Origin of the sequence: Achromobacter agilis (assembly GCF_900496965.1) — a bacterium.
Taxonomy (GTDB): Bacteria; Pseudomonadota; Gammaproteobacteria; order Burkholderiales; family Burkholderiaceae_B; genus Achromobacter; species Achromobacter agilis.
In genome coordinates, this window is record NZ_UFQB01000005.1 from 324,219 (window position 1) to 338,769 (window position 14,551).

9 protein-coding genes are annotated in these 14,551 nt (G+C 66.6%); 5 read left to right on the plus strand and 4 right to left on the minus strand.

Features of this window, described 5'->3' with window-relative positions; all coding sequences use genetic code 11:
* Nucleotide 1 precedes the first annotated feature (1 nt).
* Nucleotides 2-1,777 (plus strand): ABC transporter permease subunit, encoded by a 1,776-nt coding sequence (locus AGI3411_RS08865; protein ID WP_129526995.1) that lies wholly within the window; start codon nt 2-4, stop codon nt 1,775-1,777.
* Nucleotides 1,778-1,810: 33 nt separating this feature from the next.
* On the plus strand, nt 1,811-2,716 hold the full coding sequence (gene dapA / locus AGI3411_RS08870; protein WP_129526996.1) for a 4-hydroxy-tetrahydrodipicolinate synthase: 906 nt from the start codon (nt 1,811-1,813) through the stop codon (nt 2,714-2,716).
* A 984-nt stretch (nt 2,717-3,700) separates the two neighbouring features.
* Here the strand turns inward: dapA and AGI3411_RS08875 are convergent.
* The 4 genes from AGI3411_RS08875 to AGI3411_RS08890 all read right to left on the minus strand — a co-directional run bounded on the left by AGI3411_RS08875 (nt 3,701) and on the right by AGI3411_RS08890 (nt 7,871).
* On the minus strand, nt 3,701-4,528 hold the full coding sequence (locus AGI3411_RS08875) for an IclR family transcriptional regulator (RefSeq protein WP_129526997.1): 828 nt from the start codon (nt 4,526-4,528) through the stop codon (nt 3,701-3,703).
* Nucleotides 4,529-4,665: 137 nt separating this feature from the next.
* Entirely contained in the window at nt 4,666-5,442 is a 777-nt protein-coding gene (locus tag AGI3411_RS08880; protein ID WP_129526998.1) for a phytanoyl-CoA dioxygenase family protein, read from the minus strand.
* 122 nt (nt 5,443-5,564) lie between these two features.
* Nucleotides 5,565-6,653: an AI-2E family transporter gene (locus AGI3411_RS08885; protein ID WP_129526999.1), complete on the minus strand. Its 1,089-nt coding sequence runs from the start codon at nt 6,651-6,653 to the stop codon at nt 5,565-5,567.
* 150 nt (nt 6,654-6,803) lie between these two features.
* Complete coding sequence (locus tag AGI3411_RS08890; protein WP_129527000.1) at nt 6,804-7,871, minus strand: LysR family transcriptional regulator; 1,068 nt, start codon at nt 7,869-7,871, stop codon at nt 6,804-6,806.
* A gap of 382 nt (nt 7,872-8,253) precedes the next feature.
* On the opposite strand from AGI3411_RS08890, the gene AGI3411_RS08895 reads away from it, so the two are divergent.
* From AGI3411_RS08895 to AGI3411_RS08905, 3 genes are all read left to right on the plus strand, one after another.
* Nucleotides 8,254-9,450: an efflux RND transporter periplasmic adaptor subunit gene (locus AGI3411_RS08895; RefSeq protein ID WP_208748049.1), complete on the plus strand. Its 1,197-nt coding sequence runs from the start codon at nt 8,254-8,256 to the stop codon at nt 9,448-9,450.
* 37 nt (nt 9,451-9,487) lie between these two features.
* Nucleotides 9,488-12,703: an efflux RND transporter permease subunit gene (locus tag AGI3411_RS08900; RefSeq protein ID WP_129527001.1), complete on the plus strand. Its 3,216-nt coding sequence runs from the start codon at nt 9,488-9,490 to the stop codon at nt 12,701-12,703.
* Nucleotides 12,704-12,775: 72 nt separating this feature from the next.
* Nucleotides 12,776-14,254, plus strand: coding sequence for an efflux transporter outer membrane subunit (locus tag AGI3411_RS08905; RefSeq protein ID WP_129527002.1), 1,479 nt, complete (start codon nt 12,776-12,778; stop codon nt 14,252-14,254).
* Nucleotides 14,255-14,551 lie beyond the last annotated feature (297 nt).

Genomic DNA, 14,551 nt, shown 5'->3' on the forward strand with positions numbered 1-14,551 from the left:
CATGACGACCCTTGCCACTCCCCGCAAGCGCATGAGCCAGGGGCGCCGCCACTTCCTGATGGCGGCGCCCCTGGTCGTGCTGCTGCTGGTGCTGCTCATCTATCCCGTGGGGCAATTGCTGCTGCTGAGCGTGTTCGGCGACGAGGGCTTCTCGCTGGCGCAGTACCACCGGCTGTTCGAATCGTCCGTGTATGTGAACGTGCTGCTGATTACGCTGAAGATCTCGCTGTGGACGACGTTCTTCTCCGTGGTGGCCGGCTATCCCGTGGCCTACCTGATCTCCAGCCTGTCGGCCCGGCGCAAGACCTCGCTCCTGTTCTGGGTGCTGTTGTCTTTCTGGACCAGCTTCCTGGTGCGCACGTTCGCCTGGGTCGTGCTGCTGGGCCGCAATGGCGTGGTGAACCAGCTGCTCCAGGCGCTGGGCGTCCTGGACGCGCCGGCCAACTTGCTCTACAACTTCGGCAGCGTGCTGGTAGGCATGGTGCACGCGCTGATGCCGCTGGCCGTGCTGACGATGCTGTCGGTCATGGAGAACATCGACCGCAACCTGCCCCGCGCCGCCTCCACGCTGGGCGCCCGTCCCGGCACGGCGTTCTGGAAGATTTATTTCCCGCTGTCGATGCCAGGCGTGGCCGCCGCCGCCATCATGGTGTTCGTGACCGCGATCGGCTTCTTCATCACGCCCGCCCTGCTCGGCGGACGCAAGGAAACGATGATCACGCAGATCATCATCGATCAGGTCCAGCAGACCATGAACTGGGAATTCGCTGGCGCGGTGTCGGTGCTGCTGCTGGTGGTGGTGCTGGTGGTGTTCGCCATCTACGACAAGGTGCTGGGACTCTCCACGATGACGGGCGCGGCCTCTACCCGCGTGCGCGCGTCGGGCAAGGAAAGCCTGAGCCGCCGTGCCGGCGACGCCGTGCTGACGGTGCTGGCCAACATCTCGGACTGGCTTTTCGCCTTGCTGCCCAAGCGCCTGCGGCGCTCGGTGTCGGGCACCGGGCAGTCCCGCACGTTGTGGTGGATCGTATTGCTGGTGCTGGCCTTCCTGTCCGCCCCCGCCTTCCTGATGATCCCGCTGTCGTTCGATTCCGGCTCGGGCCTGACCTGGCCGCCCAAGGGCTTCTCGCTGCAATGGTACGAGCAGATGTTCACATCGCCCGTGTGGATGCAGGCGATCACGCGCTCGCTCGTCGTCGGCGTGGGCACGGGCCTGCTGGCGATGCTGATCGGCACGCCGGCGGCCTTCCTCCTGGTGCGCGCCAACATGCGGGGCAAGTCGGCCATGCTGGCCTTCGTGCTGTCGCCCATCGTGGTGCCGCGCATGATCATCGCCGTGGGCATGTTCTATTTCTTCGCCCGGGTCGGCCTGGTCGGCTCGTCCATCGGCCTGATCCTGGCGCACACGGTGGTGGCGGTGCCTTACGTGGTGATCACCATGATGGCGGTACTACGCAACTACGACACGCGGCTGGACCTGGCGGCGCAAAGCCTGGGCGCGGGCCCCTGGGCCACCCTGCGCTTCGTGACCTTCCCGATCCTGGGCGCCGGGCTGATGTCGTCGTTCCTGTTCGCGTTCGCCACGTCCTTCGACGAACTGACCATCGCGCTGTTTGCCTCGGGCGGTTTGAACGCCACCTTGCCCAAACAGTTCTGGGACGAGGTGACCCTGCAGATCTCTCCGGTGATCGCCGCCGTCTCGACCTGCCTTTTCATCTTCATTGCCGCGCTGATCTGGCTGGCTGACAGGCTGCGCCGCCGCAGCCTGGCCGGCTGATCCGCGCCCGTTTCACCTCATAGGATACGTTTCATGTTGAATGCAACCCGACTGCGCGGTGTCTTCCCCGCCATCCCCACCCCCGTCAACGCCGACGACAGCATCAATGTCCCGGCCGCGCAGGCCCTGATCGCCTACCTGCTCAAACAGGGCATCGACGGCATCGTGCCGCTGGGCGGCACCGGCGAATACGGGGCGCTGGCTCGCGCCGAGCGTATCCGCATGTGCAAGCTGACGGTGGACGCCGTGCAGGGCAGCGTGCCGGTGATCCCCGGCGTGCTGGACCCCGGATTCCACGACGCCTTGCAGGCCGGCCAGGAATTCGCCGACGCAGGCGCCGACGCGCTGATGGTGCTGACGCCCTACTACACGACGCCCACGCAGGCCGGTATCCGCGAGTACTTCCTGCGCTACGCCGACGCCTCGCCGCTGCCCGTGATGATCTACGAGATCCCCTACCGCACCCGCATCGCGATCGCGCCGGAGATCCTGCACGAGCTCTCGCGCCACGAGAACATCATCGGCATGAAGGCCTGCAACACGGACATGTACCATTTCCTGCGCACCGTGGCGGGCGTGGACGAGTCCTTCGCGGTGTTCAGCGGTGAAGACACGCTGCTGCCCGTGCACCTGGCCGCCGGCGCGCGAGGCGGCATCGTGGTGACGGCCAGCCTGCTGCCCACGGCCTGGCGCAAGGTCTACCAGCTGGCGGCCGAAGGACGCACGCGGGAGTCCATGGAACTGCATCGCCGCCTGATCCCCATGATGAACCTGGCGTTCGCCGAAACGAATCCCGGGCCGATGAAGTCGGTGATGGATCTGATCGGCGTGGATGCACCGGAAGTGCTCGATCCGCTGGTGGCGCCCGCCGACGGGCTGCAGGCCGCGTTGCGGGAGGAGGTGATTCCTTTGCTTCGGGAGTTTGAAGGGGTTGCTTGAGGGGCGGGTTGTTTTTCGGGTGGTTGACGTGGCAGGTTCTTGAGACGCACGGCACGCGGGCACCTGGGGGTGGGCGGGTCAACGATCGCGGTCCGGAGCCTTCGCTCCGGACTGCCCCGTCGTCATCTTCGTCACCGCCTACGGCGGTTCCTTCAGATTCCCTCGGGCTTATCGACTCCCCGCCCACCCCCAGGCGCCCGCGCACCGCGCTCGCGCAATAGCAACTTGACCTCAGCCGGGACGTCCGGCGTGCTTGGCATTCTCGCAACCGGCGGGGATATGGCGGTAGATCTTGCGATGCCCGCCCCCGGCCGGCCGCGCGGGCGGCCTCTGGGGGCTTACGCGATGTCTTGCGTCGTTGCGATGACGCTTCGCGTGTGGGGGCGTTACGCTCTTGCCTGTGCCTGTGTCCGTGTCAGTGTCTGACACCCTGGGGAGATGACGGTCAACTTGCCCGGATCCCACAGAGGGTGTCTGACACTCTCCGTGTTGAAGGATTTTCCCGCTGGTATGTTGGTGTCAGACACCCGGGAAATATCGCCGTCGACCTGTGCGGGTATCTCGTAAGGGTGTCAGACACCTGGCAGGGAAGTATCTCTCTCCAATGTCGGTGGCTGCTTCCCCGCACGCGCGTAGCGGCCAACGCCCGACGATCGCCACGGCGTATGTCGCTTTCGGCCGCCCGGGCGGCCGGAAGCGGCGGGCATCGCAAGACTCGTCAATGAACCCGGCTCTAGCGGCGCAACAGGCCAAGACACCGGCAGCCCGTCGGCGCGAGCGCCGTGGACGCGAGCAACCTCGATGCGCCCGAGGGAATCCGAAGGAGCCGCCGCAGGCGGGGACGAGGATGACGAAGGGGAAGTCCGGCGCCCGCGCGCCGGACCGCAATCGTGGGCGCGAGCGGCCACGGCGCCCGCGACGACGGACGACCTACGAAGACATAAGGCGCCTACGAAGCCTACAAAGCACAGCCCCGAAAAAAACCTACCTCGAATACGCCGAGAACTTGGACTTCGAAATCGACGTCGCCGCCACCTGTACATGCGGCGCCAGTTCGGCCTCGACTCTGGCGACCGTCCATCGCGTCGTCGGCACGGCGATATTGATCGCCGCCACCGCCAGCCCCCGATGATCGATGACCGGCGCCGCCACCGAGATGTCTCCCAGCACCGTCTCGTTCACGATGATCGCGTAGCCCTTCTCCGCCACGCGCCGCACCCGTTCCAGGAGTTTTTCCGGGTTGATTTCGGTGTAGGGCGTGATCGCCTCCAGCCGCGTCTGCGCCAGGATCTCGCGGCGCTGTTCGTCGGACAGGCGCGACAGGATCGCCGTGCCCGAGGCCGTGAAATAGGCGGGCAGCCGGCTGCCCACGGCGATGTCCACGTTGACCAGGTGATGGCCGGGAAAGCGCGCCACGAACACGATTTCGTGGCCGTCCAGTTCCTGCAGGTTGGTGGTTTCGCCAAGCGTGCGGCTGATGTCCAGCAGATACGGCGAGGCCTTGTCGATGAGTTCGTTGGCGCGCACGTAGTTGTACGAAAACTGCAGCACCTTGGGCGTCAGCCCGTAATTGCGGGTGTCGGGAATGCGGCGCAGGTAGCCCAGAGTTTCCAGCGTGTAGACCAGACGCTGCGTGGCGCTGCGGTCCAGGCCCGAGGCGCGGGCGATGTCGGCCAGGGTCATGTGGCGCTTGGGACCATCGAACGCGTGCAGGACCTGGAAGGCCTTTTCGGTGGAGCCTACGAAGAGCGAAGACCGGGTCTCGGTCGCCGCCTGCGTTTTTTCCGTGTCGGCGAGGGGTGGATTGCGCACAGGAAACAGCCTATTCGAGTTCTAGGGATGCGGCGCAGAAAACTGCGCATGACGGAATGAATCGGGCTGGTCATGCGCAGTGCGCTACTATTAATTGTAATTCAATTACTAATAGCAGATTCCAATCGATTTAAGCGCTATGCGGCTGCCGTCTCCAGCGGCACGCCCGGCTGCGACGCGGAACGCGTCCCCGGCACGGGATGGCAGGACTGCGGGTAATAGGTATGCACGACCGACAATTTCACGCGGTCGCTGCGGTTGCCCTGGGCCGCGTGCAAGGTGCGGCAATGGAAGAACACCAAGTCTCCCGCCTGCAATTCGGGGCAGACTGCGCGGGCGATCCACTCGGCGTTGCGGGGCTCGTCGCCGCGGAAGAATTTCCGTTCATCGAATTGCTCGGGCGCGTAAGCGGCCGCGTGCGACCCCGGGATGAACGACAGCCCGCCGTTGGCGCGCGTTTCGGGCCCCAGCGCCAGCCAACTGGACACCAGGTCCGTGTCGGAAAACGACCAATAGCGGATGTCCTGGTGCCAGCCCGTCAGGCTGCCATAGGCGGGGTGCTTGGTCATCACGCAGTTGTGGTGCACCGTAGACAGCACCGGCGCTTCGCCGAAGTAGCGCGCCAGCCACTGCCCGATGCGCGGATTGGCGGCCCATTGCGCGAACAGCGGATCACGGGCGTAGGCGCTGAGCAGGCGCCTGACGGTCAGCCCGCCTTCGGCGGCGCGGGACTCGGGCGCGCCCGGATAGCGCAGGTCGGCTTCGTATTCAATCGGCGCCACGTGGTCGCGCAAATGGCGTTCGGCCACGGCGCGCAGCCCCGCCACCTGTTCGGGGCTGGCGAATTGGCGCAGCACCACGAACCCCTGCTCGCGCAGTACGGCTATCTGATCATCAAGCAGTAACCCGGACATCTCGATCCTCACACCCCGCGGCGTAAGCTGCAAAGCGTCTGCATGCGGCGCAGGCGCGCGCCGGCCAGGCGCCGGCATACGCGGGGATGGCTAGATTACCAAAACCGCGGGCCGGGCCGGCATCAGGCCGGCGGCGGATTCACCCGGGCCGCGTCACGCTCCTGGACTTCATGGTGCACCCATTCGCGCCACACGGCCACCAGCAGGGCCATCAGCACCGGGCCGACGAACAGGCCGACGATGCCCATCGTCTTTACGCCGCCCACCAGCCCGAAGAAGGTCGGCAGGAACGGCAGCTTGACGGGGCCGCCCACCAGCCGCGGGCGCAGGGTTTTGTCGACGATGAAGAGCTCCACGCTGCCCCAGACCATCAGGGCGATGCCCGCCACCAGATGGCCCGACCCGACCAGGTATAGCGACACCAGGGTGAACGACAGCGGCGCGCCGCCCGGGACCAAAGCCATGAAACCGGTAACCACGCCCAGCAGCACCGGCGACGGCACGCCCGCCACCCAATAGGCAATGCCCAGGACCACGCCTTCGCCCAGCGCGATCAGCCCCATGCCGGTGACGGTGGAGTTGATGGTGGCCGGCACCACCCGCGAGAAGCGCAGCCAGCGCGCGGGCAGGATGCGCTCGCCCAGCACGTCCAGCTGGGCCACCATGCGGGTTCCGTCCTTGTAGACGAAGAACAGCGTGATCAGCATGAACAACACGGTCAGCAGCAGCTGGAACACATTGCCCGTGGCGGCCAGGACCATGCGGTAGATATTGCCCAGGTGTTCGCCGCTGACGGCCTCGACCAGCGCGCCCAGCGCATGCGGCTCCCCGATATAGGACTCCCAGTACTGGCCCAGCCGTTCCCCCAGGACGGGCATCGACGTGATCCAGGCGGGCACGTCCACGCCGTGGCGATTGGCCGCGATGGCCCAGGCGAAAAAGGTGCTGGCTTCCTTGATGGCGTAGGACAGCGCCAGGGACATCGGCACGATCAGCACGACCACGACCACCAGCAGCGCCAACGAAGCGGCGAGCGCGGTGCGGCCCCCGCAGCGCGCGACCAGGCGTTGATACAGAGGCCAGCTGGCCAGGCCGATGATGAGCGCAGCCAGGGCGGGAACCAGGAAGCCGCTAAGGAAATACACCCCCGCCAACAACACGAGCAACAAAAGCCAACGGGCGATCAGGTAGGCGGGTAGAACAGGCTGCATAGAGCGGATCGACAGTAAGTGCGTTGTAAGGCTTTGACTGTCGGACTATACAGACGTTTCGCCCAATACGAGGGACACAAGGCCTGTATTTACTACGGAGTTTCCCGTGTTTCCCAGGGCGGCCGGCCTTCGCCCGCCGCCCCGTGCCTCTTACAAAGCGTACTCGGCGGCCTCTTCGCGGGCGCTGCGGCGGCGTTGCGGAACGACGGGCAGCGCGGGGCTCTGCATAGTGGCCGCCACCGTGGCGGGCTGTGCGCCCTGGCTGCGCGCGTAGACGCCGCAGTGCGCCGCGGCCGGGTCGGTCTCGTCGCGGCCGCTGAGCAGCGGGCAGCCCGCGAACAGTTCGGCTACCCAATCCGTGAAAGCCCGCACCTTGGGCGACAGTTGCCGGCTCTGCGGGTACAGCACCGAAATCGCGGTGGGGCTGGGCTTCCATTGCGGCAGCACTTCGATCAGCTCGCCCGATTGCAAGTGCGGCAACGCCATGTAGCGCGGCACCTGGATCAGGCCGAAGCCCTTGAGCCCGCAATCCAGGTAGGCGCCGGCTTCGTTCACCGCCACCGTGCCCTTCATGTCCGCTTCCTGGTGCTTGCCGTCCACATTGAAATCCCAGGCGCAGTTGCGCCCGGTGCGGCTGGAGAAGTAATGCACCGCGTAATGATCCCGCAGTGCTTCGATGGTCTGCGGCATGCCGTGGCGCGCCACGTAGGTGGGCGAAGCGCAGGTCACGGTCTGCAGGGTGCCGATGCGGCGCGCCACCAGACTGGAATCTTCCAGGTCGCCGGCACGGATCACGCAGTCCACGGCCTCCTGCACCATGTCCACCGGACGGTCGCCCAGGCCCAGCACCAGTTCCACGTCGGGGTATTTGTCGTGGAAATCACACAATGCGGGAATAAGGATCAGCCGCCCGATGCTGGTGGGCACGTCGATGCGCAGCCGGCCCTTCAGGCGCAGGGCCGCTTCCTGGAAGCAGGCCTCGGTTTCCTCTACGTCGGCCAGGATCCGCACGCAATGCTGGTAGTACCCGGCGCCGTCGGGCGTCAGGCCGATACGGCGCGTGGTGCGGTTGAGCAGGCGCACGCCCAGGAGGCGTTCGAGATTCTGGATGATGGTGGTGACGGTGGTGCGCGGAAGCGAGAGGCTGTCGGCCGCCCGGGTGAAGCTATTGGCGTCCACGACGCGCACAAACACCTGCATAGCCTGAAAACGGTCCATGGCGACGGTGTCCTTGAGACAAATAAGTCGGGGTGGAAGGAGCATAACCCGATTTCGCCGCCGATTAGTCGTTTTCATCGACTAGTGTTGCCGAAATGTACGGGTTTATCCCCCCCCGCAAAACACTCAAAATGCAAACCATCTTGAAGTGCCCTTGCCGCCCGGCGACCCGAAAAGGGCATGTCAACCCTCAGATTCCGGCCACCGCAAAGACCCGCCCCGCCAAGGCGCCCTTGCCTGGAATACGCGACAGCGTTTCATGCTGCGCCGCAGCATGCCGACCGGATCCTCAGGACTGACATACCCGGATCGCCGTAGCCGCCTTCCGCCCCAGGCCCCCGGGCAAGCGCGCTTCCGTCCCGACATTTCTCAAGGAAACATCATGGTTTCGCGTCATCGTATTGCTGTGCTCGCCGTTTTCGCAGCCGTCATCGCGGCCGGCGGCGGCTACGCCCTTTTGCGCGCCCCCGCCGGGGCCAACGCCGCCCAGGCGCAGAGCGCCCCCGCGGCGGCGTCGGTAGAGGTAGCCGAGGTCGTGAACAAGACCATCGTGGACTGGCAGCGCTATTCCGGCCGCCTGGAAGCCATCGACCGCGTCGATATCCGCCCCCTGGTGTCCGGCACCCTGACCGCCGTGCACTTCCAGGACGGCAGCATCGTCAAGAAGGGCGACGTGCTCTTCACCATCGATCCGCGCCCCTACGCGGCCGAAGTGGACCGCGCCGCCGCCGCCCTGACCGCCGCGAAGGCCCGCGCCTCCTATACCGCCAGCGAACTGGCGCGCGGCCAGCGCCTGCTGGCCGACAACGCCATCGCCCGCCGCGACTTCGAGGAAAAGCAGAACGCCGCCCGCGAGGCTGCCGCCAATCTGCAGGGCGCGCAGGCCGCGCTGGACTACGCCAAGCTGAACCTGGGCTACACGCGCATCGAAGCGCCGGTCGCCGGCCGCGTCTCGCGCGCCGAAGTCACGGTGGGCAATGTGGTGGCGGCCGGCGCCGCGTCGGTGCCGCTGACCACCTTGGTCTCGGTGTCCAAGATGTACGCCTCGTTCGACGTGGACGAGCAGACTTTCCTGCGCTACGTGAACCCGGCGCGCAACGGCCGCGACGCGGCCGTGCCGGTGGAACTGGGCCTGGCGAACGAAGACGGCTATTCCCGCAGCGGCGTCGTGCATTCGGTGGACAACCGCCTGGACGCCACCTCCGGCACCATCCGCGTGCGCGCCGAGTTCGACAACGCCGATGGCTCGCTGCTGCCCGGCCTGTACGCCCGCGTCCGCCTGGGCGGCAGCGATCCGCGCGAAGCCGTGCTGATCGACGAACGCGCCATCGGCACCGACCAGGACAAGCGCTACGTGCTGGTGCTGGACGACAAGAACCACGCCACGTACCGCCAGGTCAAGCTGGGCGCCAACCAGGACGGCCTGCGCGTGATCGACTCGGGCCTAACCGCAGGCGAGCGCATCGTCATCAACGGCCTGCAGCGCATCCGCCCGGGCGACGCCGTCACCCCCACCGTCGTCCCGATGATCGCCGCCCAGCGCAAGCCCGTCGCTACCGCCTCGGCCGCCCAGAACTGAGTCGGCCCGAACCCTACAAGGCGCAACGAGAACGTCCATGAATATCTCGAAATTCTTTATCGACCGGCCGATCTTCGCCGGCGTGCTATCCGTGCTGGTGCTGCTGGCGGGCATCCTGGCCATGTTCCAGCTGCCCATCTCCGAGTACCCGGAAGTGGTGCCGCCGTCCGTGGTCGTGCGCGCGCAATACCCCGGCGCCAACCCCAAGGTCATTGCCGAGACCGTCGCCTCGCCGCTGGAGGAATCCATCAACGGCGTCGAAGACATGCTGTACATGCAGTCGCAGGCCAACAGCGACGGCAACCTGACCCTGACGGTGAACTTCAAGCTGGGCGTGGATCCGGACAAGGCGCAGCAGCTGGTGCAGAACCGCGTGTCGCAGGCACTGCCGCGGCTGCCGCCCGACGTCCAGCGCCTGGGCGTCACGACGGCGAAGAGCTCGCCCACGCTGACGCTGGTGGTGCACCTGATCTCGCCCAACGACCGCTACGACATCACCTACCTGCGCAACTACGCGATCCTGAACGTCAAGGACCGCCTGGCCCGCATTTCGGGCGTGGGCGAAGTGACGGTATGGGGTTCGGGCAACTATTCCATGCGCGTCTGGCTGGACCCGCAGAAAGTGGCGCAGCGCGGCATGACCGCGGGCGAAGTGGTGGCCGCCATCCGCGAACAGAACGTGCAAGTGGCCGCCGGCGTGATCGGCGCGTCCCCGACGCTGGGCGACGTGCCGCTGCAGCTGAACGTGAACGCGCGCGGCCGCCTGCAGACCGAGGAAGAGTTCCGCGACATCATCCTGAAGACCTCGCCGGACGGCGCCGTGACGTATCTGTCCGACGTCGCCCGCGTGGAGCTGGACGCCCAGGAATACGGTTTGCGTTCGCTGCTGGACAACAAGCAGGCGGTGGGCATGGGCATCATGCAATCGCCGGGCGCCAACGCGCTTGACGTTTCCACCAAAGTGCGCGCCGCCATGGCCGAGCTGTCCCAGGACTTCCCCCCGGGCGTGGAATACCGCATCGAGTACGACCCCACGCAGTTCGTCAGCGCCAGTATCGAGGCCGTGGTGCACACGCTGCTGGAAGCGATCGCACTGGTGGTGCTGGTGGTGATCCTGTTCCTGCAGACCTGGCGCGCGTCCATCATTCCGCTGCTGGCCGTGCCGGTCTCCATCGTCGGCACCTTCGCGCTGCTGCTGATCTTCGGCTACTCCATCAATGCGCTATCGCTGTTCGGCATGGTGCTGGCCATCGGCATCGTGGTGGACGACGCCATCGTCGTGGTGGAAAACGTCGAGCGCAACATCGCCGCCGGGCTGAGTCCGCGCGACGCAACCTACCGCGCCATGCGGGAAGTCAGCGGCCCCATCATCGCCATCGCGCTGACGCTGTGCGCGGTGTTCGTGCCGCTGGCCTTCATGACCGGCCTGACGGGCCAGTTCTACAAACAGTTCGCCATGACCATCGCCATCTCGACGGTGATCTCGGCCTTCAACTCGCTGACCCTGTCGCCCGCGCTGTCGGCCATCCTGCTCAAGGGCCATCACGACAAGCCCGACTGGCTGACCCGCGGCATGAATCGCGTGTTCGGCCGCTTCTTCGACTGGTTCAACCGCATGTTCGGCCGTGCCTCGGAATCCTACGGCACGGGCGTGTCGGGCGTGATCCGCCGCAAGGCCGGCGCGATGGGCGTGTACGCCGTGCTGGTGGCCGCCACCATCGGCATCTCGTACATGGTGCCGGGCGGCTTCGTGCCGGCCCAGGACAAGCAGTACCTGATCGGCTTCACGCAGCTTCCCAACGGCGCCTCGCTGGACCGCACCGAAGCGGTGATCCGCCGCATGAGCGAAATCGCCTTGAAGGAACCCGGCGTGCAAAGCGCCATCGCCTTCCCGGGCCTGTCCATCAACGGCTTCACCAACAGCTCCAGCGCGGGCATCGTGTTCGTCACGCTCAAACCCTTCGACGAACGCAAGAGCGCCGCGCTGTCGGGCAACGCCATTTCGGCCTCGCTGAACCAGAAGTTCGCGGCGATCCAGGACTCGTTCATCGCCGTTTTCCCGCCCCCGCCCGTGATGGGCCTGGGCACGCTGGGCGGTTTCAAGTTCCAGATCGAGGACCGCGGGGCCGCCGGCTATGCCGAACTGGACAAGGCGAAGGCGGCCTTCCTGGCCAAGGCTCGCCAGACGCCCGAACTCGGTCCGTCCTTTTCCAGCTACGAGATCAACGTGCCGCAACTGGACGTGGACCTGGACCGTGTGAAGGCCAAGCAGCTGGGCGTGCCGGTGACGGAAGTCTTCGACACCATGCAGATCTACCTGGGCTCCATGTACGTGAACGACTTCAACCGCTTCGGCCGCGTCTTCCAGGTTCGCGCGCAGGCCGATGCGCCATTCCGCGCGCATGCCGACGACATCCTGCAGCTCAAGACCCGCAACGCCGCCGGCGACATGGTGCCGCTGTCGTCGCTGGTGACCGTCAAGCAGACCTTCGGGCCGGAAATGGTGGTGCGCTACAACGGCTACACCGCCGCCGACATCAACGGCGGCCCGGCGCCCGGCTATTCGTCCGACCAGGCCCAGGCCGCGGCCGAACGGATCGCCGCCGAAACCCTGCCGCGCGGCATGAAGATGGAATGGACCGACCTGACGTACCAACAGATCCTGGCGGGCAACGCCGGCCTGTGGGTGTTCCCGATCAGCGTGCTGCTGGTGTTCCTGGTGCTGGCCGCGCTGTATGAAAGCCTGACCCTGCCGCTGGCCGTGATCCTGATCGTGCCGATGAGCATTCTCGCCGCGCTGACGGGCGTCTACCTGACCGGCAACGACAACAACATCTTCACCCAGATCGGTTTGATGGTGCTGGTGGGGCTGTCGGCGAAGAACGCGATCCTGATCGTGGAATTCGCCCGCGAGCTGGAAATGAACGGCCGCACGCCGCTGGAGGCCGCCATCGAGGCCAGCCGCCTGCGCCTGCGCCCGATCCTGATGACGTCCATCGCGTTCATCATGGGCGTGGTGCCGCTGGTGCTGTCCTCGGGCGCAGGCTCGGAAATGCGCCATGCCATGGGGGTCGCCGTGTTCTTCGGCATGCTGGGCGTGACGCTGTTCGGCCTGTTCCTGACGCCGGTGTTCTATGTGCTGCTGCGTTCGCTGGGCGGCAAGAAGCTGCACGCCGCCGCGCCGCATGAGGCCCCGGTCTGCGTGCCGCACCTGGACCCGAACGCGCCGCCCGCCCCGCAACACCACGCCTGAGCCGGCAGACTACGAGCATAGCCAGCGCGTCTCGCCCCGGCGGCGGGACGCGCCCCAAAGAGAATAGCCATCATGATCCAAAGACTGACCCGCGGTTCCGCCCTGCTTGCCGTCCTGCTCGCGCTGGCCGGCTGCGCGGTGGGCCCCACCTATGAACGGCCCTCGGCCGCGGTGCCCGCGGCCTACAAGGAAGCCGCCCTGCCCGCGTCGGAAGCCGGCACCTGGAAACCCGCCGAACCGTCGGAAGAGGCATTGCGGGGCGCCTGGTGGAAGGTATTCAACGACGAAGGCCTGAACCAGCTCGAGGACGAGGCCCTGCAGGCCAACCAGAATCTGCAGGCCGCCGCCGCGCGCCTGACCCAGGCGCGCGCGCTGCAGCGCGAAGCCCGCTCCGGCTTTTTCCCCACCCTGGACGCGGCCTTCGGCCCCAACCGCCAGCGCCCCTCGGCCGTGTCGCAAGGCCTGCCGGACGGCACGTCCACCAGCCCCGTCACCACCTGGCGCGCCCAGGGCATGGTGTCGTACGAAGCCGACCTGTTCGGACGCGTGGCCTCGACCTATGATGCCGCCAGCGCCGACGCTCAGCAAAGCGAAGCGCTGTACCGTTCGGTGCTGCTGGCGCTGCAGGCCGACGTCGCCACGACCTACTTCCTGGTCCGCGAACAGGATGCCGAATCCCAGCTCTACCGCCAGACGGTCAAGCTGCGCATGGACACGCTGCAGCTGATACAGCGCCGCTACGACGCCGGCGACATCAGCGAGCTGGACCTGGCCCGCGCCAAGACGGAACTGGCCAGCGCCCAGTCGGAAGCGCTGGGCATCGACCGCCGCCGCGCCGCGTCCGAGCATGCCCTGGCGGTGCTGCTGGGCCGCGCGCCGTCGGAGTTCTCGATGCCGCCGCTGCCGATCGAGAAGGTAGCGCTGTCGATTCCGGCCGGCCTGCCGTCCGCCCTGCTGGAACGCCGCCCGGACATCGCCGCCGCCGAACGGGCGATGGCGGCTGCCAACGCGCGCGTCGGCGCGGCCAAGTCCGCGTTCTTCCCGCGCCTGGACATCACCGGCGCCTTCGGCTACGAATCATCGGACCTGGGCAATCTGTTCCAGTGGTCGAGCCGCACCTTCCTGCTGGGCCCGCTGGTGGGCGCCGCCCTGTCCATGCCCATCTTCGACGGCGGCCGCCGCCAGGCCGGCCTGGACCGGGCCCGCGCCGTCTACGAGGAAGACGTCGCCTCCTACCGCCAGACCGTGCTGAACGCCTTCCGCGAAGTGGAAGACAACCTGGCCAACCTGCGCATCCTGGCCGACCAGACACGCGCGCAGGACGCCGCCGTCGAATCGGCCGCCCGCGCCGCCAAGCTGTCGCACACGCAATACCGGGAAGGATCCATCAGCTACCTGGACGTGATCGAAGCCGACCGCAGCGTGCTCCTGCAGCAGCGCGTGGCCGTGCAGCTAAGCGGCGAGCAGGCGCGCTCGGCGGTCGGCCTGATCCGCGCGATCGGCGGCGGCTGGGAAAATCCCGTGCCGCCGGAAAAGGTCGCGACGAAGTAATGCATAGTGTCTGACACCCTTACGGCAGAGCGCGGCAAACTTGAAGCCACCGCCCCCGGATGTCTGACACCGAGAAGGATGCCATTGCCGCAAATGCGTGTCAGACACCCGAGAGGCACCGCTCTGGTTCGCATCGGCATCCCGTAAGGGTGTCAGACACTGGGCCATGCACAGTGTCTGACACCCTTACGGCAGAGCGCGACGAACTTGAAGCCACCGCCCCGGGTGTCTGACACCGAGAAGGATGCCATTGCCGCAGATGCGTGTCAGACACCCGGGAAGCACCGCTCTGGTTCG